An 18402-nucleotide genomic window follows, 5' to 3' on the forward strand; every position below is an offset into this window, starting at 1 on the left:
AATGCGGATCGTCGTCACCCGGCCGCAGCGTTCGGGCGAAAGTACGGCCGCAAAACTCGAAGCGCTCGGCCACACGCCGGTGCTACTGCCGCTGTTCTATCCCGTCCATCATCACGAGCGCGCCATCTCGGCGCTGTCGCACCCAATGGCGGCCATCGCCGTGACCAGCGCAGAGGCTTTGCGGGCACTGGAGACATCACGACACCGGCTGGTTCCCAATCTATCAAAACCGCTGTTCGCCGTCGGAAGGGCAACGGCTGAAGCGGCGGAAAAAACCGGTTTCAAACACATTCTCACCGCTTCCGGCGACGCCGTAAGTCTGAACGCGCTGGTGACTGAACGCGCGGCCCTGTTTTCCGAGAAAGAACCCCTGCTTTATCTCGCCGGCCGACCCCGTGGCGCCGTCTTCGAGGAAGGCCTTGCCGCCGCCGGCATTGCCTTCAAAACGGTCGACTGTTACGAGATGCTGCCCTGCAACGTTCCTGAAACTGTGCTCGAAACGGCCCTGGTGAAAAACGCGGCGGATGTGGTCCTGCTTTATTCATCGGAAGCGGCGCGGGCATTTTTCCATCATGTATCGACAGAAAAATACGAAAAGGCGTTGGCGAGAACACAATTCATCTGCATCAGCCGCAACGTGTTTTCTCTCGTTCCGGAAATCTTCCGCGTAAACGCGGTTGCCGCCAAAGAGCCGAGCGAGGCTGCAATGTTTGAACTTCTGCACCGCAACTCTGGAACCTAATTCGAGCTCGCCTCTTTCCTTTGCCGCCGTCACTGACTAGGTTTAAGAGTACTGCAGGCAGAAATGAGGTTGTCATGGTATCGGGAAAGCCGCCACGCCACTCCAAGTCCAAAGCCGAACCGGTCACGATCGACCTGGACGCCAAAGACGTGAAAGCAGTTTCCGCCGACGTGGATGCCGCCGAGACCGACAAAAAGCCCGGTGACAAAACCCCGGAGACCGCAGCGGATTCCGCAGTTTCGGATATCAGATCGGAAGCAACCGCAACAAGCAATGCCGCACCGATATGGGATCAGCCAAAGAGACCCCCTCTCGAGCCCGAGCCCAATGTCGGGAAAGCGGACGCCGTGGCGGCGACACCGAAGGCGGAGAACCTGGATAACGGACAGAAAACGCCTGTCTCGCCCTCCTCCGCTCCGCCTCAAGCCGATACTAAATCTTCGACAGGCACCGCCCACACGAGCGCTGCCTCGGCTGCAACAGCAAAGCCCGCCTCCGGATCCACAGCCTCCACCAGCGCATCCGGCGGCGCCACCACGGCAAAGCCTTCGACCGCGACCTCGTCCTCAGGACCGGCAAAGCCCTCCATACCGCAGCGGGTCGAAAGCAAACAGGCGGCGACCTCGGGCCTGATCGCGGCAGGTATCGTCGGCGGCCTTGTGGCGCTCGCCGCCGCCGGCAGCATGCAATATGCAGGCATCCTGCCCTCCTTTAATGCAGGCAAGGCGGGAAGCGAGGAAATCGCTGCCCTTAAAACCGATCTGGACAGCTTGCGCCAGCAGCTTGCCAATGCGCCAGCCTCCGACACCTCGGCGCTGGAACAGCGCATCGCAACCCTTGAAGGCGTGAAGGGGGAGGCCTCGCAGGTCGATGGGCTGTCAGAGAAAATCACCGCCCTCGAAGCGGCTCTCCAGTCGGAACGGTCTGCGCAGACTTCGGCGACAGCGGAACTGACACGCCGTCTCGCTGATGCTGAAGCCAAGATCAACGAGCCGCGCGACGATATCGAAGTTGCCCGCGCTATAGCATCGGCCGCGCTGAAGGCCGCGATCGATCGCGGTGGACCGTTCCTGACGGAACTCGATACCCTGTCCAAGGTAACGCCCGACGATCCGGCCATCGCATCGCTGCAATCCTTCGCCGCAACCGGCGTACCATCACGCTCGGAGCTGATGCAGAAGTTCCCCGATGTCGCCAATGCGATGCTCTCAGCCATAAACCAGCCTGACCCCAATCAGGGCATCATGGAACGCCTGACCGAAAGCGCCTTTTCGCTGGTGAAGGTGCGACCCGTCGGAAACATCGAAGGCGAAACCCCCGAAGCCAGGATCGCACGCATGGAAAACAAGCTGCGCAATGGCGATCTTCAGGGCGCGGCACTTGAGTGGAACGGTCTTCCGGATGCCGCCAAGACGGCATCCGCCGATTACAAGAAATCTCTGGATGCGCGCGTCGAGGTCGAAAATCTGGTGGGCGGCACGTTGAACCGCGCCATCACCAGCACCGGCAGGCAGGGGTAAGGGCATGACCAGAATTCTGACTTTCGCCGTTATCGTTCTGGCCCTCGGTTTCGGTTTCTCCTGGCTGGCTGACAGGCCGGGCGTCCTTTCCATCGTCTGGCAAGGTCAGCTGATCGAAATGAGCCTGATGGTCGCAGCCTCCATCATCGCGGCGCTCATCGCTGCTGCCATGTTGCTCTGGTGGATCGTCAACGCCGTATGGACTTCGCCTAATGCCGCCCGTCGTTATTTCCGCGCGCGCAAGCGCGACCGCGGTTATCAGGCGCTCTCCACTGGCCTCATCGCCGCTGGCGCTGGCAATGCCATTCTTGCACGGAAGATGACGGCCCGCACGCAGGGACTACTGAGTGCCGATCAGGAGCCGCTGATTCACCTGCTCGATGCACAGGCCGATCTCATCGAAGGCAAATATGATGAGGCGCGCCGTAAGTTCGAGGCCATGGCGCGTGATCCCGAAACGCGTGAACTCGGCCTTCGCGGCCTCTATATCGAGGCACGTCGTCAGGGCGCTTACGAAGCCGCCCAGCAATATGCCGAGGACGCCGCGGAAAAAGCACCCTATCTGCCATGGGCGGCACAGGCGACGCTGGAAAACCGATGCCGCAACGGACAGTGGGACGATGCCATCCGTCTGCTTGATCAGCAGAAGGCGGCCAGCGTCATCGAACGCGGCGAGGCGGAGCGGCTGAAAGCCGTGCTTCTCACTGCCAAGGCCGGCGAGAAACTGGAAAGTGACCCGGTAGGTGCGCGCGAGGACGCGAAGCACGCTCTCAAGCTTGCAAAAGGCCTCGTCCCGGCAGCGCTTATCGCGGCAAAGTCCTACCTGCGCGAAGACAATCTGCGCAAGGCCGCCGCGATTCTTGAACCCGTCTGGAAAAACGATCCGCATCCGCAGATCGCCGAACTTTACGTACGCGCCCGCAGCGGCGATACCGCCATCGACCGTCTGAAGCGGGCAGAGCGGCTTGAAAGTCTGAAGCCCAACAACATCGAATCCCTGTTTGCAGTGGCGCAGGCGGCGCTCGACGCCAAGGAATTCGCCAAGGCCCGGGCGAAGGCCGAGGCCGCCGCCCGGATCGAGCCGCGCGAAAGCATCTTCCTCTTGATGGCCGATATCGAGGAGGCCGAAACCGGGGATCAGGGCCGTGTGCGCTACTGGATGGCGCAGGCACTGCGCGCGCCGCGTGATCCGGCATGGGTCGCCGACGGTATCGTCTCTGAAAAATGGCTGCCGGTCTCGCCTGTCACGGGTCGTCTCGATGCCTTCGAATGGAAAGCGCCTTTCGGGCAGCTGGAAGGCCCTGTTGAAGATCTGACAATCGAAAACGCGATTGCCGCAGCACCCGCAAGGACCGAACCGACGGTAAAGACGGTCGTCGTGGAAACCGCGCCCGAGACCCGTGCGGAGCCAAAGCGGGCTTCGGCTGAGCCCATAGAGGTAAAACCGAGTGTTTCGGCTCCGACGGAGAAAAAGCCCGTCACGATCGAAGCGCCGGTGGAAACCGAAGCGGCGAATGAAAAGGCCGAAGCAGTGCCCTTTTTCGGCGGTGCGCCAGATGATCCGGGTGTGAAGAAATCCGGCGCGGAAGCCGAACCCAAGACACGGCTCAAACTCTTCTGACGAGCAGGCTATCGATGTTCCAGCAAATACAGTCGTTTATTCAGAACCTCGTCGGCCCGCAGGCAGGTGATTTCAGTCCCGATGATCTGAGGGTGGCGGTAGCCGCCCTCTGTTTCCAGGTCATGGAAGCCGATGGCACCATCTCGAAAAGCGAGCGTGATCGTCTTCGCGAAATTCTGCATGAATATTATCATCTCGACGGCGGCAAGCTTGATGCCCTTCTCGCCGCCGGTCAGGAGGCCGGCAAGGAAGCAGTCGATTATTACCGCTTTACCACCGATATCCGTCGCCACCTGGATGAAGATCAGCGCGTGGAGCTTATTGGCATATTATGGGATATTGTTTACGCTGACGGCGAACGAAGCGAGATGGAAGACCATGTGATCTGGCGTGTCGCGGATCTGCTGGGTGTTTCCGTGCGCGACAGGGTCCTGCAACGTCAGCAGGCCGCCACGAGGTCCGGACCCGCTGAAGAAAGCGAAAACGAAGACGATGCTGTTTGACCCCTCCAGGCAACAGAAACAACAACCTTCGCTGCTCATCGTCCTGCATCAGGAACGCTCCACGCCCGGTCGCGTCGGCCAGATGCTGGTGGAAAAAGGGTATCGTCTGGATGTAAGGCGTCCCGCGCTCGGCGATGACCTGCCGCAGACGCTGGAAAAACACGCCGGAGCCATCATTTTCGGCGGCCCGATGAGCGCCAATGATCCGCATGATTATGTCAAAGCCGAAATCGACTGGCTGAAAGTGCCGCTGAAGGAAAACAAGCCTTTTCTCGGCATCTGTCTCGGTGCGCAGATGTTGTCCAAACATTTGGGCGGCAGGGTGGAAGCCGACAGGGACGGCAAGGTGGAGATTGGCTGGTATCCGCTCCATGCCACCGAACATGGGCGGCTTCTGATGCCGCACTGGCCGAAGATGGTCTATCACTTCCATCGCGAAGGCTTTGAGCTGCCGCGTGGAGCCGAACTTCTGGCATCGGGCGAAACCTACCCCAATCAGGCCTATCGATATGGAAAAAATGCCTGGGGCCTGCAGTTTCACGCCGAGCTGACCCGTGCCATGATGCATAGCTGGGTGGTGCGCGGCGCGCAGCGTTTCGGCATGCCCAATGCCCAGGTGGGCAGCCAGCATCTGGAAGGCCGCATGCTGTTCGATACGCCGCTCAGGGCATGGCTCAGCAATTTTCTGGATCTGGTTTTTGAGGGCAAGGCGCAGCGCTAGAGCATTTCCGGTAAAGATGCGCTGCGGCTTTACGTCCGGATAATCCGTGAAAACAAAAAGTTAGATCGTTTTTGCGCTTCGAAGAAAAGCCAAGACGATCTGAGACCCATCGCTGTCAGTGCGGCGCGTCGAGATTGTCGATCTTGCGCAGCTTGGAAAAGCCGAGCGCCCAGATGACCGCCACGGCGAGCGTGCCAGCCCCGCCGATGACAACGGCTGGAACGGCACCCACAACGTGAGCCATGGTGCCGGCACGAAACTCACCCAGTTCGTTCGATGCGCCGACGAAGACCATGTTCACCGCGTTCACACGCCCGCGTACCTCATCCGGTGTCCAAAGCGCGATCAACGTTTCTCGCACATAAACCGATACCATGTCCGATGCGCCCATGACTACCAACGCGGCGATGGACAGCCACGCGGTTTGCGAAAGTCCGAAGACCACGGTTGAAACGCCGAAAAGGCCAACGCCAGCGAACATCAGCAGGCCGGCATGGTGACGAATGGGCTTGAATGCCAGAATAACGGCGACGGTGATGGCGCCGATACCGGGCGCCGCGCGCAGAAGCCCGAGGCCCCACGGGCCGAGCGTCAGCACTTCCTTGGCAAAGATCGGCATCAATGCAACCGCGCCACCCAGCAACACCGCGAAGAGATCGAGCGATATTGCACCGAGGACGATCTTTTCCTGCGAGATGAATTTAAACCCGGCGAGCATGGTTTCGAGGCTGATCGCCTTTGCCGGGCCGCGTTGTTCCGGCTTGCGGATAGCCACCGCAAGTCCTGCGGAGACGATAAAAAGCACGAGCGCCACACTGTAGGCAACGGAGGCGCCGAGACCATAAAGCAGGCCGCCGGCAACGGGACCGAGAATGGAGGCCATCTGCCAGGAAGAAGAATTCCAGGCGATGGCGTTCGGCAAATCCTCCACCGGCACGAGATTGGGCGCCAGCGACTGGACCGCCGGTCCCATGAAAGCGCGCTCTATGCCGAAGACGACAAGAATGGCAAAGACCGGCCAAGGGGAAAAGCTGTGCGTGAGTGTCAGCGCCAGAAGAGCGACGGCACAGAGCGCCGCAACCATCAGGCATATGGCCATAATACGCCGGCGATTGTGCCGGTCGGCAACCGTTCCCGTAACAAGGATCAAAAGAAGTGACGGCAGAAACTGGAAAAGACCGATCAGGCCGAGATAAAAGGCATTGCCGGTCACTTCATACATTTGCCACCCAACCGAAACACTGACGATCTGTATGGCAAAGGCCGAAAAAAACCGGGCGCTGAAGAAACGTCGATAGGATGAATGCCGGAATGCACCGAAACGGTTTTCGGCAGAAGGAAGAGACATCGGCTGGGTGCTCGCGAAGAAAATGTGTGATGGCAATAAAGCGATATGACAGGAATCACCAGCCCTCACCATCGCGATCGCGCAAAGTGTGAGCGGTTTTTGCGTGAAATCCTGCCGCCCGGTTATGAGTTAGACCACGATCACAGCAGGTGGATCTAACCGGTGATGATTACGATTCGGCGCAACACTTGCCGGTTCAGCGACGAATGTCTAAATGTCTTGCAACCAAGATACGGAGATATTGATGCTTGCCCTGTTTCAGACCATCGATCTGGCCTTGAACCTCTATACCTGGGTGCTGATTGGCAGCGCCATTTTTTCATGGCTTTACGCCTTCAACGTCATCAATTCCCGCAACCAGTTCGTGAACGCCATCGGCAGCTTTCTGTTCAATGTCACGGAACCGGTTCTGCGCCCCATCCGTCGCGTTCTGCCCAATCTCGGTGGCATCGACATTTCGCCGATCATCGTGCTCCTGATCATCTTCTTCATCCGCTCCTTCATGTGGAACACGCTGTACCCGATGTTCGCGTGAACGGCTGCTGGCAAAAACACGGTGATCATATCCGGCTCTCCGTTCGCCTCACGCCGAATGGCGGGCGGGACGCGATTGATGGCGTGGAGCTTGATGCGGACGGAAACGCGCAGCTAAAGGCCCGGGTCAGCGCCGTGCCGGAAGGCGGTAAGGCGAACAAGGCCCTGGCTGTTTTGCTGGCAAAGAAACTTGGCGTACCCAAAACCGCCATCAGCTTCGTTTCGGGCGAAACAGCGCGCAAAAAAATCCTCCGGATCGACACCGACCCGGAGGATTTTGAAGACCGATTCAAGAAGCTTTAGACCAGATCAGCCCTGCGCCTTGTAGCGCTCGATGGCTTCGACGATCAGCTTCTTCGCAACGTCAACATCCTGCCAGCCGCCCATCTTCACCCACTTGCCGGGCTCCAGATCCTTGTAGTGCTCGAAGAAGTGCTCGATCTGCTTCAGCGTGATTTCCGGAAGATCGGTGTAATTATTGACCTTGTCGTAACGACGGGTCAGTTTCGGAACCGGAACCGCCAGAATCTTCTCGTCCTTGCCGCCATCGTCTTCCATGATCATCACGCCGATGGGACGAACATTGATGACGCAGCCCGGTACCAGCGGGCGGGTGTTGCAGATGAGAACGTCGATCGGATCGCCATCGTCGGACAGGGTGTGCGGTACGAAACCATAGTTACCCGGATAGGTCATCGGCGTGTAGAGGAAGCGATCAACGATCAGCGCACCGGCATCCTTGTCCATCTCGTACTTGATCGGGTGTCCACCGACCGGCACTTCAACGATAACATTAACGTCTTCCGGCGGATTTTTGCCTACGGAAATTGCATCGATACGCATTCGCTTCCCTCATTCGACGGGTTGGATTTGGTTTTCGATACTGGGAAAGTCTGCGCATTGCAACACGGCTGTGGGCATATAAGGCATAATGGATAAATTGGGTGCCAGCGATGCGGTCACGACCGGACGCGAAAAGACAATCCCGGAATTTGCGCCGTCAGTTCCAGACGAAACCGACCTTGCGAAGTGATTTGCCACCGAAATCTTCCATGCCTTCGGCAATGTCGCGCCCGCCATGCGAGCGGAAAAAGCGATTGGCTACATCGCTGTCCTCAAGGCACCAGACGACAATACCGTTGCAGCCAAGCGAGGTCAGCAACCGTCGCGCTTCCGTGAAAAGCAGTGATCCGAGGCCGATGCCCTGATATTCCGGACGGAGATAGAGTTCGTAAATCTCGCCGTCATGCGGCAGTCCGCGCGCCCGGCTGAGGCCCAGCGTCGCGTAGCCGGCAACAACGCCCGCCACTTCAACCACCAGCATGGTTGCGGAACCCTTGGTTGCCTTTTTCCACCAGATTTCGCCACGGCGCTCGAGCATCTGCGTCAACGGCCGATGCGGGATAAGCCCGGCATAGGCCTGTTGCCACGACAGACGGTGCGCCTCGGATATGGCGCGCGCATCATGCGGTTCAGCACGGCGAACATCGATGGATAACGTTTTCATAACGCGATTCTGGCCCCGGCCACGGAAACTTACCAGTCATAAAGGTTAACGCCGGCAAGCTTACCCACAGCCTATTCATGTGGACGACCAGAAAAAATTAACGCATCCTTAACCTTTGGCAAAGCTCCTTTCGACTCATGCACACATAAAAAAGAATGCATAAAAAAACCCGGCGCAAGGCCGGGTTTTCGAAACAGGGATCGAACCGATCAGCTGGCAGCAAGCTTTGCCTTTTCGAAACGCTTGCGGTCATTCGGATCGAGATAGAGCTTGCGAAGACGGATAGACTTCGGCGTGACTTCAACGAGTTCGTCATCCTGAATCCAGGAAAGTGCGCGCTCCAGCGTGAACTTGATCGGGGGGGTGAGCTTCACGGCTTCATCCTTGCCGGCGGCGCGGATGTTGGTGAGCTTCTTGCCCTTCAGCACGTTCACGTCGAGGTCGTTGTCACGGCTGTGAATGCCGATGATCATGCCTGCATAAACCTTCTCACCGGCATCGATGATCATCGGGCCGCGATCTTCGAGGTTGAACAGAGCATAGGCAACAGCTTCGCCCGACTCGTTCGACAGCAGAACGCCGTTGACGCGACCGCCGATCTCGCCCTTGTAAGGCTGGTAGTCGTGGAACAGGCGGTTCATGACGGCCGTACCGCGCGTGTCGGTCAGGAGTTCCGACTGGTAACCGATCAGACCACGGGTCGGCGCGAAGAACACCAGACGGACGCGGTTGCCGCCGGAGGGGCGAAGCTCGACCATTTCGGCCTTGCGCTCGGACATCTTCTGCACGACGACGCCGGAATGCTCCTCATCCACGTCGATGACAACTTCTTCGACCGGCTCCATCAGCTGGCCGTTCTCATCCTTGTGCATGACGACGCGCGGACGCGAAACGGCAAGCTCAAAACCTTCGCGGCGCATGTTTTCGATCAGAACCGCCAGCTGCAATTCGCCACGGCCAGATACGAAGAAGGAATCCTTGTCGGCGGATTCTTCGATCTTCAGCGCAACGTTACCTTCGGCCTCCTTGAACAGACGGTCGCGGATGACGCGGCTCGTCACCTTGTCGCCTTCGGTGCCGGCGAGCGGCGAATCGTTGACGATGAAGGACATGGTAACGGTTGGCGGATCGATCGGCTGCGCCTGCATCGGCTCCATGACGGCAGGGTCACAGAAGGTGTCGGCGACGGTGCCCTTGGAGAGACCTGCGATGGCGACGATGTCGCCTGCATGGGCTTCTTCGATCGAGGTGCGCTCGATGCCACGGAAAGCAAGAATCTTGGAGATGCGGCCGTTTTCAATCAGCTTGCCATCCTGGCCGAGAACCTTGACCGCCTGGTTCGGCTTGATCGAACCGGAAGCGATACGGCCGGTGATGATGCGGCCGAGGAAGTTGTTGGCTTCGAGGATCGTGCCGATCATGCGGAACGGACCTTCTTCGACCTTGGGCTCCGGCACGTGCTTGACGACGAGATCGAGGAGCGGCGCAAGACCTTCATCAGTCGGGCCTTCCGGATTGACGTTCATCCAGCCGGAACGGCCCGAGCCGTAGAGGATCGGGAAGTCAAGCTGCTCGTCGGTTGCATCCAGAGCCGCGAAAAGGTCGAAGACTTCGTTGACGACTTCCTCATGGCGGGCATCCGGACGGTCGATCTTGTTGATGGCGACGATCGGGCGAAGGCCGACCTTCAGCGCCTTGCCAACCACGAACTTCGTCTGCGGCATAGGGCCTTCGGCAGCGTCAACGAGAACGATGGCGCCATCCACCATCGACAGGATACGCTCGACTTCACCGCCGAAGTCGGCGTGGCCGGGGGTGTCGACGATGTTGATGCGGGTATCTTTCCACTCGATCGAGGTCGCCTTGGCGAGAATGGTGATGCCGCGCTCTTTTTCGATGTCGTTGGAATCCATCACGCGTTCCATCACGCGCTGGTTTTCACGGAACGAACCGGATTGCTTCAGAAGCTCGTCAACAAGCGTCGTTTTTCCATGGTCAACGTGCGCGATGATCGCGATGTTGCGAAGTGCCATTGTTCAAAATCTCTGAGGTTGGGCGCTATACTGATGAGAAACGCCAATTTAGTTTGGCGCGCTCATAACCTTTTTTTTGCAAATGCGAAAGGGGGGCTCATGTCATAAGCCCCCTGCGCTCAGCTTCTAGCTCAGAAATATGACAGTCTCTTATAGGAGACCGCGCTTCGAAAGCATCGCGTCCGGGCTCGGCATCTTGCCGCGGAAGGCGAGATAGGCTTCCTCGGGATCCACGGAACCACCGACGGAGTAGATGTTGTCCTTCAGCCGCCGCGCCATATCGCTATCGAAGGCATTGCCGGTTTCCTCGAAGGCGGAAAAGGCATCGGCATCCAGCACTTCCGACCACATGTAAGAATAATATCCAGCGGAATAACCGTCGCCGGAGAAAACGTGCTGAAAATGCGGTGTCGCATGGCGCATGACGATGGATTTAGGCATGTTGAGCGTTGAAAGAACCTCACCCTGCACGGCCATCGGGTCGTCGACGCTGTCGCGCGTATGGAACGCCATGTCGACAATCGCCGAAGAGGTAAACTCCACCGTGCTGAAGCCGGCATTGAAGGTCTGTGCGGCCAGAACCTTGTCCAGCAGCGCCTTCGGCATTGCCGCACCAGTTTCATAATGCAGGGCGTATTTTTCCAGGATTTCCGGCACAGTCAGCCAGTGCTCGTAAAGCTGCGAGGGCAATTCGACGAAATCGCGCGATACGCCCGTTCCCGACACCGAGGGGTAGGTGACATCGGACAACATGCCATGCAGCGCGTGGCCGAATTCGTGGAAGAGTGTACGCGCATCGTCAAGCGAAAGAAGCGCGGGCTTACCTTCGGCCGGTTTGGCGAAGTTGCAGACATTATAGATGATCGGGATTTCTCCGACCGTACCATTTTTCAGCGGCAACTTGTGCTGCGATTGGAACGAACTCATCCATGCGCCTGATCGCTTGGAGGGCCGCGCGAAATAATCGCCGAGGAACATGGCCTTCAGATCGCCCTGGTCGTCGCGGATCTCGAAAATCCGGACGTCCGGGTGATAGGCGGCGACACCCTTGACCTCGACGGCACGAATTCCAAACAGCCGCCCGGCCACATCGAAGCAGGCTTCAATGATCTTTTCCAGCTGCAGATAAGGTTTCAGTTCCGCCTCGGAGAAATTGAATTTCTGAGCGCGGAGCTTTTCGGCGTAATGTCGCCAGTCCCATGGCAGAACGTCGTGGTTTTTGCCCTCCGCGGCGATGATGGCGGCAAGCTCAGCCTCCTCCTCACCCGCGCGGCGAACGGCCTTTTCCCAGACCTGCCCCAGAAGGCCGTTCACAGCATCGGGCGTCTTTGCCATCGTGTCGTCAAGCTTGTAGGCGGCGAAATTCACATAACCGAGAAGCTTCGCCTTCTCTTCGCGCAGTTCAAGCGTGCGGCGGACGATCTCGCGGTTGTCGGTCTCGCCGCCGTTTTCACCGCGCGCCACCCATGCCCTGAAGGCCTGTTCGCGCAGGTCTCGACGTTCGGAAAAGGTCAGGAAGGGCTCGATGATGGAACGGGAAAGGGTGACGGCGAACTTGCCATCCTCGCCATGCTCCCGGGCCGCACCCGCCATTGCGTCGCGCAGAAAACCGGGAATGCCGGCAAGTTCCTCTTCCGTGGAAAGCAAGAGCTTCCAGTTCTTTTCATCCGCCAGCACGTTCTGCCCGAACTTTGCACCGAGACCGGCCAGCTCCTCATTGATCGCCGCCAGCCTCTCCTGCCGGTCTTTCGGCAATTTCGCGCCGGAGCGCACGAAACCCTTCCAGTGCCGTTCGAGAACACGGTTTTCCTCACTTGTCAGCCCAAGCGTCTCGCGTTTTTCCCACAAGGTATCGATGCGCTTGAACAGAGACTCGTTCATGCCGATCTTAGAATAGTGCCGCGACATTTTCGGAGCAATCTCCCGCTCCAGCGCCTGGATCACGCCATTGGTGTTCGCTCCTGCCCTGTTCCAGAACAGCGCCGAAATGCGTGAAAGATCGTCACCCGCGACCTCAAGCGCAGTTACAGTGTTTACAAATGTCGGCGCCTCGACATTGGCTGCGATCGCATCGATCTCCTGCTCATGGGAACCAAGTGCGGCGTCAAAGGCCGGAGCGAAATCCTCATCCCTGACTGCATCGAATTTTGGCAGACCATTGTGACCGTTCCAGTGAACGAGTGCGGGATAAAGCGCGGTCTCAGATGGCATTTCATGTTCCTCGTACAATTCCGGTTTAGCCATATGGGCACGCCGCCGCCGCCAATTCAATATCGGAATTTGGTGTGGAATACGCACTCGCCTTCATTGCCAAGTATTGACCGATATGACGACATCATGGTCTGCTTCTTTAAATAATATCCCATGACGGAGATATGTATTATGGAGATTTATTCTTTAAGGGCCTCTAATAATTTCCTTTTCAGGGACAATTCCAGAAACGCAAGATCCGTGGGCATTGCCGATTTCGGCAAGGCCGGAAAATCCGATGCAGCCTCAGGCTTTGAAGAGACGGTAAGAGGGATAGATTTTACCCGCATCAGCCCGCGCGACCTGCGCGAAATCGCCCGAGATTATTACCATGCGGGAAAAATCAGCCAGGACACCCTTTTTGAACTTTCGTCCGAACTTCCGGCACAAACCCTTAGTGCCAGCGGTGAGGTCATCGACATAGCTGATGTGACCGAGGACACGGAATTCGACTTCCTGACCTATTTTTCCGACCGAGCTGAAATTGCCCGTTCCATCGGCACCGCAGACGAGGTTGAAAAAATGCAGGACGTTCTGTCTTTTTTTGCTTTGGCGTGACGGCCCCTGAACCGCGTTGCGGGGCACACCGCAATGGAAGTGACATATAGTTTACTCGATTTTCGGTAATATGATTTGTGTACCATTGATTATCGCCCGGATTTTAGTAAGGCTGACTTACGAAAAGGCGAAGCATGGGCACGAAACGCGAAAAAGATTCATTGGCATTTCTGCTGAACAGCGGTGCACGCCTGCTGAACAGTGCTTTTGAGCGCCGTATATCCGAGGCCGGACTGGGCCTGACCCCCGGCGAGGCGCGCGCATTGCTGACGGTCGCTGTCGTTGACGGCAGCAAACAGTCGGACATCGCCGCTCGCCTCGGAATAGAACCCATGACGATCTGCGCCTATCTTGATAAGTTGCAGTCTCTCGATCTCATCGAGCGGCAGCAGGACCCGCAGGACAGACGCTCCAAGCGTATTGTGCTGACCAAATCCTCAGCCGACATGCTGGAAGCCGTCCGGCAGGAAATAGATGAACTCGTCCGCCACGCTACCCAGGGCCTGAATGACGAGGAGGTGGCGCTGTTCCGCCACTTTCTGCAAACCCTTCGTGACAATCTGCAGCCGGAACAACCGGGGCAGAACGGCTGATCACCATGTCGCCAAAACCGATCATGTCCACGAAACGCACGGCGATGCTTGGTGCGTTTTTGACGGCGCTTGCGCCCATATCCATGGCGATTTACACACCCGCCATGCCGGAACTGACGCGGGTTTTTGCCACTGACCAGTCCGCCGTCAAGCTCAGCCTGTCCCTCTATTTTGCCGGGTTCGCGCTGGCGCAACTGCTCGCCGGGCCGGCATCGGATGCCTTCGGTCGGCGAAAGGCAAGCATCGTCTTCCTCCTGATCTTTCTGGGCGGCGGCCTGGTGGCCATTTCCGCGCCGACGATCGAAGTGCTGCTTTTCGCCCGGCTGGTTCAGGGCATCGGTGCTTCGGTCGGTATGACGGTGGCGCGTGCCGTGGTGCGCGACCAGTTTACCGGCGCCGAAGCCTCCAGCATCATGAATCTCATTGGTATCATGCTGGCGGTCGGTCCCGCCCTCGGACCGACGATCGGTGGACTTTCACTCGCGGCTTTCGGCTGGAAATCCGTGTTTTTTCTGATGGTCGGCCTCGGAGCCATCGCCATTTTATCCGTCGTGATTTTTTTGCGGGAAACAACGGTTCCGGACAGGAGTCTGATCCGGCCCAGGCGGCTCCTGTCGGCCTATGGCACGCTGCTCAGCGCGCCACGTTTCCTTCTGGCTGCATTGGTGCTTGGTGGTTCCATCGGCGCGCTTTATGCGCAGGCCACAATGCTGACTTTCATCCTTATCAACGAGGTCGGCATGACACCCACCGCCTTCGGCATCGGCATGCTGATGCAGACAGGCGCCTACTTCTTCGGCTCGATTGCCCTGCGTTACATCGCCCCCCGACTGGGAGACCGGCGCTCGGTCGTGATCGGCCTCTGTTTTTCCGGAACCGGCGGCCTCCTTATTTTATTGTCATTTTTCCTGATGCCGCCATCGTTCCTTTCGATCATGGGGCCCGTTGCAGTCGCGACTGTCGGCATCGCCCTGCTGACCCCTTCGATGGTGACAGCAGCGCTTGCTCCCTTCCCGCATATCGCCGGTTCGGCATCGGCCATGATGGGATTTATCCAGATGGGATCGGGCTTCGCCGGCGGTGCTGCAGCCTCCCTCATCGGTTCACCTTTGACCGGCTTCGGCGTCATCATTCCCATGATGGAATTCACAGCCGTTGCCAGCTACATCGGCTTCCGCATCGTCTCCAGAAGAGCGACATGAAAAAACCCGCCGGTGTCACCACCAGCGGGTTTCGTTATTTTTTCAAGAACAGAATTACTTGCTGAGATTGCGCTTTGCCAACGTGCGAAGACGCAGCGCATTGAGCTTGATGAAGCCTGCCGCATCCTTCTGGTCATAAGCGCCGTGGTCGTCCTCAAAGGTCACCAGCGCGTCGGAGTAGAGCGACTTGGCACTCTCGCGGCCGGTTACCATGACGTTGCCCTTATAGAGCTTCAGCGTCACTTCGCCTTCCACATGCTCCTGGCTCTTGTCGATCAGGGCCTGCAGCATTTCGCGCTCCGGCGAGAACCAGAAGCCGTAATAGATCAACTCGGCGTAGCGCGGCATCAGCTCGTCCTTCAGATGCGCAGCACCCCGGTCGAGCGTGATGGACTCGATGGCGCGATGCGCGGCAAGAAGGATGGTACCGCCGGGCGTTTCGTAAACGCCGCGCGACTTCATGCCGACGAAGCGATTCTCGACCAGATCGAGACGTCCGATGCCGTTTTCACGGCCATAATTGTTGAGCGTGGCAAGAAGCGTCGCAGGCGACATCTCGACACCATTGATCGAGCAGGCATCACCCTTTCGGAAACCAACCTTGATGACGGTTGCCTTGTCGGGAGCGGCTTCCGGGGAGATCGTGCGCATATGCACATATTCAGGAGCTTCCACCGCCGGGTCTTCCAGAACCTTGCCCTCGGAAGAGGAGTGCAGCAGGTTGGCGTCGACGGAGAACGGCGCTTCGCCCTTCTTGTCCTTGGCAACCGGAATCTGGTGCTGTTCGGCAAAGTTCAGGAGGTCGGTACGGCTCTTGAACGTCCAGTCGCGCCACGGGGCGATGATCTTGATGTCAGGGTTCAGCGCATAGGCCGAAAGCTCGAAACGGACCTGGTCGTTGCCTTTGCCGGTCGCACCATGGGCGATGGCGTCGGCGCCGGTCTTCCTGGCGATTTCAATCAGGTGCTTGGAAATCAGCGGCCGGGCAATGGAGGTGCCGAGCAGATAGACGCCTTCGTAGACGGCGTTGGCGCGGAACATCGGAAACACGAATTCGCGCACGAACTCTTCACGGACGTCCTCGATGAAAATTTCCTTGATGCCCAGCATCTCGGCCTTCTTGCGTGCCGGCTCAAGCTCTTCGCCCTGGCCGAGATCGGCGGTGAAGGTAACGACCTCAGCGCCGAGTTCCGTCTGAAGCCATTTCAGAATGATCGAGGTGTCGAGGCCGCCGGAATAGGCGAGAACGACTTTCTTAACGTCTTTCGGGAGTGCCATAGTGATGTCCATCTGCATGATGACGGCATCGGGACACCGCCATTTCCTTGGGATTTCGGCACTTTTACAGTGCAACCCGAAATGTGTGAAGCGCTTTTCCGTGAGATAAGCGACAAAACAATTGATGGACACGCGTGACGCACGTGACGACAGCTACACCGAGGGGAACGAAGCCGTTGTCACATGCATTTAGAAAATTCGCGCTTTATGATGAAGCGGCGCGATCGACTTGAAAACCGTGAATGAAGCCACTCAGGTTCAGGCAACGTTGCAAACCGCTGGAAACAGCAGAAACGACGCGAAGGAGAAACCTATGACGACCATCCACCCCGCATTCAAGGAAGATAATGTCGCCGTCATAACAGGTGCGGCCTCTGGCATCGGACTCGCCGCCGCCCGCAAATTCGCCGGTTTCGGCATGAGTGTCGTGCTCGTCGATCTCGATGGCGAGAAACTCGCCGCCGCGCATGCGGACGTTCTGGCACTTGCCCGGGACGGCGAGGCGCAAATCGTTGCGATCCCAACCGACGTCTCGAAACTCGATGAGCTGGAGGCGCTGGAACGCGCCGTAATTCAGCGTTTCGGGCGCGTTCACGTCCTCATGAACAATGCCGGCATCCAGCCTGGCAGCGCCATTTTCGGTCCCCAGGCCAACTGGGAAAAGATTATCAGCGTCAATCTGATGGGCGTTGTGAATGGCAGCCGTGTCTTCGGTCAGGGCATGATCGCCCATGGTGAGCCGGCACTCATCATCAACACCGGCTCGAAACAGGGCATCACCACGCCTCCCGGCGATCCCGCCTACAATGTCTCGAAATCGGGCGTCAAAACCTTCACGGAAGCGCTTCAACACGAGTTGCGCAATGTTCCAAATGGTAGAGTTTCCGCCCATCTCCTCATCCCCGGCTTCGTCTTCACAGGCCTTACAGCCCACGGCAGAACGGAAAAACCGGAAGGCGCCTGGACCGGCGAACAGACCATCGAGTTCATGCTCGAAAGCATTGGCCGGGGCGATTTCTACATTCTCTGCCCGGATGGCGAGGTTGACCGCCCGACGGACGAGAAACGCATTCTCTGGGCGGCCTATGATATCGTCCAGAACCGCCCGCCGCTCTCGCGCTGGCACACGGAATATTCCGCCGCCTTCACCAGCTTTCTCAAGAACTGACGCCAAGGGGCCGCCGCGATCTGAAAATTGCGGTGCCCCGCCCTGCTTAATCCACCACTGCGCTAGGGCCGCCACTCAAAAACATTGGCAGAAATCCGCAATCACGTTAAACAACGGCCGTCTCCAGCTTTACGGGTACCGCGATGGATTTCGTTCCAAGCCTGCCAACACTGATCGCCTTCACCATCGCCATCCTTCTCCTGGCGATAACACCGGGTCCGGACATGACGCTCTGGATCAGCCGCTCCCTGCGCGAAGGCCGGGCGGCGGGCTTCATGACCCTGGTGGGAACCAATATCGGCATCACCGTGCACACGATGCTGGTCGCCTTCGGTGTCGCCGCCCTCATCGTGGCCTCGCCGACGGCTTTCATGATCCTGAAGACCGGCGGAGCCGCTTATCTTGTCTGGCTCGCCATTCAGGCGATCCGCAAGGGCTCGGATTTCGTGATGGTCAAAGGCACCGGCGAAAAAGCGCAGGCCTCCCTCAAATCCGCCCTGCTGAACGGCATCTGGGTCAACCTGCTGAACCCGAAGATCATCATCTTCTTCATGACCTTCCTGCCGCAATTCGTCAGCGCATCCGATCCGCATGTGACCGGCAAGCTGATTTTCCTCGGCATCTGGTCAATCATCGTCGCACTGCCGATCGGCATCGGCATCGTGATCGCCGCAGATGTTCTCTCCGCCTGGCTGCAACGCAACCGGAAAATTCTGCGCGGACTGGATTATACGATCGCCGGCGTCTTTTCGCTTTTCGCCGTGAAGATTTTCTTCACGCAGGCCCGCTGACGGCAAACAAAAGGCGCCTTACGGCGCCTTTTT

18 protein-coding genes are annotated in these 18402 nt (G+C 58.2%); 12 read left to right on the top strand and 6 right to left on the bottom strand.

All coding sequences use genetic code 11. The annotated features are described in order from the left end of the window. Position 1 precedes the first annotated feature (1 nt). From HQN82_RS11195 to HQN82_RS11215, 5 genes are all read left to right on the top strand, one after another. Positions 2-742, top strand: coding sequence for a uroporphyrinogen-III synthase (locus HQN82_RS11195; protein ID WP_173614894.1), 741 nt, complete (start codon positions 2-4; stop codon positions 740-742). A gap of 74 nt (positions 743-816) precedes the next feature. After that, complete coding sequence (locus HQN82_RS11200; RefSeq protein ID WP_112765635.1) at positions 817-2262, top strand: COG4223 family protein; 1446 nt, start codon at positions 817-819, stop codon at positions 2260-2262. A gap of 4 nt (positions 2263-2266) precedes the next feature. Next, positions 2267-3883, top strand: coding sequence for a heme biosynthesis protein HemY (locus HQN82_RS11205; protein WP_004443842.1), 1617 nt, complete (start codon positions 2267-2269; stop codon positions 3881-3883). Between the two features lie 14 nt (positions 3884-3897). Continuing rightward, entirely contained in the window at positions 3898-4386 is a 489-nt protein-coding gene (locus HQN82_RS11210; RefSeq protein WP_004443844.1) for a tellurite resistance TerB family protein, read from the top strand. Further along, the gene (locus HQN82_RS11215; protein ID WP_035207930.1) at positions 4376-5107 is read left to right on the top strand and encodes a glutamine amidotransferase; all 732 of its coding nucleotides are present in this window, start codon (positions 4376-4378) and stop codon (positions 5105-5107) included. Before HQN82_RS11210 ends, HQN82_RS11215 begins: the two co-directional genes overlap by 11 nt. A 115-nt stretch (positions 5108-5222) precedes the next feature. Here HQN82_RS11215 and HQN82_RS11220 read toward each other — a convergent pair whose 3' ends face one another. Then, on the bottom strand, positions 5223-6455 hold the full coding sequence (locus HQN82_RS11220; protein WP_004443847.1) for an MFS transporter: 1233 nt from the start codon (positions 6453-6455) through the stop codon (positions 5223-5225). A 244-nt stretch (positions 6456-6699) separates the two neighbouring features. Between HQN82_RS11220 and HQN82_RS11225 the strand changes: the two genes are divergently transcribed. Next, positions 6700-6990: a YggT family protein gene (locus HQN82_RS11225; protein ID WP_004443850.1), complete on the top strand. Its 291-nt coding sequence runs from the start codon at positions 6700-6702 to the stop codon at positions 6988-6990. Beyond that, positions 6987-7292, top strand: coding sequence for a DUF167 domain-containing protein (locus tag HQN82_RS11230; protein WP_072495144.1), 306 nt, complete (start codon positions 6987-6989; stop codon positions 7290-7292). Before HQN82_RS11225 ends, HQN82_RS11230 begins: the two co-directional genes overlap by 4 nt. Positions 7293-7298: 6 nt before the next feature. Here HQN82_RS11230 and ppa read toward each other — a convergent pair whose 3' ends face one another. From ppa to HQN82_RS11250, 4 genes are all read right to left on the bottom strand, one after another. Beyond that, positions 7299-7832 carry an inorganic diphosphatase gene (gene ppa / locus HQN82_RS11235; RefSeq protein WP_004443856.1) on the bottom strand — a complete coding sequence of 178 codons (534 nt, stop codon included), beginning with the start codon at positions 7830-7832 and terminating at the stop codon, positions 7299-7301. 157 nt (positions 7833-7989) lie between these two features. Further along, a complete protein-coding gene (locus HQN82_RS11240; RefSeq protein WP_006698245.1) occupies positions 7990-8496 on the bottom strand; it encodes a GNAT family N-acetyltransferase in 507 nt (168 codons plus the stop codon). A gap of 209 nt (positions 8497-8705) precedes the next feature. Continuing rightward, complete coding sequence (gene typA / locus HQN82_RS11245) at positions 8706-10529, bottom strand: translational GTPase TypA (RefSeq protein WP_004443860.1); 1824 nt, start codon at positions 10527-10529, stop codon at positions 8706-8708. A 150-nt stretch (positions 10530-10679) separates the two neighbouring features. Beyond that, positions 10680-12740: a M3 family metallopeptidase gene (locus HQN82_RS11250; protein ID WP_035207933.1), complete on the bottom strand. Its 2061-nt coding sequence runs from the start codon at positions 12738-12740 to the stop codon at positions 10680-10682. Positions 12741-12911: 171 nt separating this feature from the next. On the opposite strand from HQN82_RS11250, the gene HQN82_RS11255 reads away from it, so the two are divergent. The 3 genes from HQN82_RS11255 (at position 12912) to HQN82_RS11265 (ending at position 15132) form a co-directional block, all read left to right on the top strand. Continuing rightward, positions 12912-13337, top strand: coding sequence for a hypothetical protein (locus HQN82_RS11255; RefSeq protein ID WP_037090200.1), 426 nt, complete (start codon positions 12912-12914; stop codon positions 13335-13337). 134 nt (positions 13338-13471) lie between these two features. Next, positions 13472-13930: a MarR family winged helix-turn-helix transcriptional regulator gene (locus HQN82_RS11260; RefSeq protein WP_006698248.1), complete on the top strand. Its 459-nt coding sequence runs from the start codon at positions 13472-13474 to the stop codon at positions 13928-13930. Positions 13931-13935: 5 nt separating this feature from the next. Then, complete coding sequence (locus HQN82_RS11265; protein WP_173614895.1) at positions 13936-15132, top strand: multidrug effflux MFS transporter; 1197 nt, start codon at positions 13936-13938, stop codon at positions 15130-15132. A 54-nt stretch (positions 15133-15186) separates the two neighbouring features. Here HQN82_RS11265 and HQN82_RS11270 read toward each other — a convergent pair whose 3' ends face one another. Next, complete coding sequence (locus tag HQN82_RS11270) at positions 15187-16410, bottom strand: argininosuccinate synthase (RefSeq protein ID WP_045533551.1); 1224 nt, start codon at positions 16408-16410, stop codon at positions 15187-15189. Between the two features lie 313 nt (positions 16411-16723). On the opposite strand from HQN82_RS11270, the gene HQN82_RS11275 reads away from it, so the two are divergent. Both HQN82_RS11275 and HQN82_RS11280 read left to right on the top strand, forming a co-directional pair. Continuing rightward, positions 16724-17578, top strand: a complete 855-nt coding sequence (locus HQN82_RS11275) for an SDR family NAD(P)-dependent oxidoreductase (RefSeq protein WP_004443871.1) — start codon at positions 16724-16726, stop codon at positions 17576-17578. Between the two features lie 143 nt (positions 17579-17721). After that, positions 17722-18369, top strand: a complete 648-nt coding sequence (locus HQN82_RS11280) for a LysE family translocator (RefSeq protein WP_045533363.1) — start codon at positions 17722-17724, stop codon at positions 18367-18369. Positions 18370-18402: the final 33 nt, after the last annotated feature.

Source organism: Agrobacterium pusense, assembly GCF_013285525.1.
In the GTDB taxonomy this organism is placed as follows: domain Bacteria; phylum Pseudomonadota; class Alphaproteobacteria; order Rhizobiales; family Rhizobiaceae; genus Agrobacterium; species Agrobacterium pusense.

Bases quoted from the DNA above. Each gene is read 5' to 3' on its own strand.
- HQN82_RS11195 (WP_173614894.1), top strand. From the start codon at position 2: ATGCGGATCGTCGTCACCCGGCCGCAGCGTTCGGGCGAAAGTACGGCC.
- HQN82_RS11200 (WP_112765635.1), top strand. From the start codon at position 817: ATGGTATCGGGAAAGCCGCCACGCCACTCCAAGTCCAAAGCCGAACCG.
- HQN82_RS11205 (WP_004443842.1), top strand. From the start codon at position 2,267: ATGACCAGAATTCTGACTTTCGCCGTTATCGTTCTGGCCCTCGGTTTC.
- HQN82_RS11210 (WP_004443844.1), top strand. From the start codon at position 3,898: ATGTTCCAGCAAATACAGTCGTTTATTCAGAACCTCGTCGGCCCGCAG.
- HQN82_RS11215 (WP_035207930.1), top strand. From the start codon at position 4,376: ATGCTGTTTGACCCCTCCAGGCAACAGAAACAACAACCTTCGCTGCTC.
- HQN82_RS11220 (WP_004443847.1), bottom strand. From the start codon at position 6,455: ATGTCTCTTCCTTCTGCCGAAAACCGTTTCGGTGCATTCCGGCATTCA.
- HQN82_RS11225 (WP_004443850.1), top strand. From the start codon at position 6,700: ATGCTTGCCCTGTTTCAGACCATCGATCTGGCCTTGAACCTCTATACC.
- ppa (WP_004443856.1), bottom strand. From the start codon at position 7,832: ATGCGTATCGATGCAATTTCCGTAGGCAAAAATCCGCCGGAAGACGTT.
- HQN82_RS11240 (WP_006698245.1), bottom strand. From the start codon at position 8,496: ATGAAAACGTTATCCATCGATGTTCGCCGTGCTGAACCGCATGATGCG.
- typA (WP_004443860.1), bottom strand. From the start codon at position 10,529: ATGGCACTTCGCAACATCGCGATCATCGCGCACGTTGACCATGGAAAA.
- HQN82_RS11250 (WP_035207933.1), bottom strand. From the start codon at position 12,740: ATGCCATCTGAGACCGCGCTTTATCCCGCACTCGTTCACTGGAACGGT.
- HQN82_RS11255 (WP_037090200.1), top strand. From the start codon at position 12,912: ATGGAGATTTATTCTTTAAGGGCCTCTAATAATTTCCTTTTCAGGGAC.
- HQN82_RS11260 (WP_006698248.1), top strand. From the start codon at position 13,472: ATGGGCACGAAACGCGAAAAAGATTCATTGGCATTTCTGCTGAACAGC.
- HQN82_RS11265 (WP_173614895.1), top strand. From the start codon at position 13,936: ATGTCGCCAAAACCGATCATGTCCACGAAACGCACGGCGATGCTTGGT.
- HQN82_RS11270 (WP_045533551.1), bottom strand. From the start codon at position 16,410: ATGGCACTCCCGAAAGACGTTAAGAAAGTCGTTCTCGCCTATTCCGGC.
- HQN82_RS11275 (WP_004443871.1), top strand. From the start codon at position 16,724: ATGACGACCATCCACCCCGCATTCAAGGAAGATAATGTCGCCGTCATA.
- HQN82_RS11280 (WP_045533363.1), top strand. From the start codon at position 17,722: ATGGATTTCGTTCCAAGCCTGCCAACACTGATCGCCTTCACCATCGCC.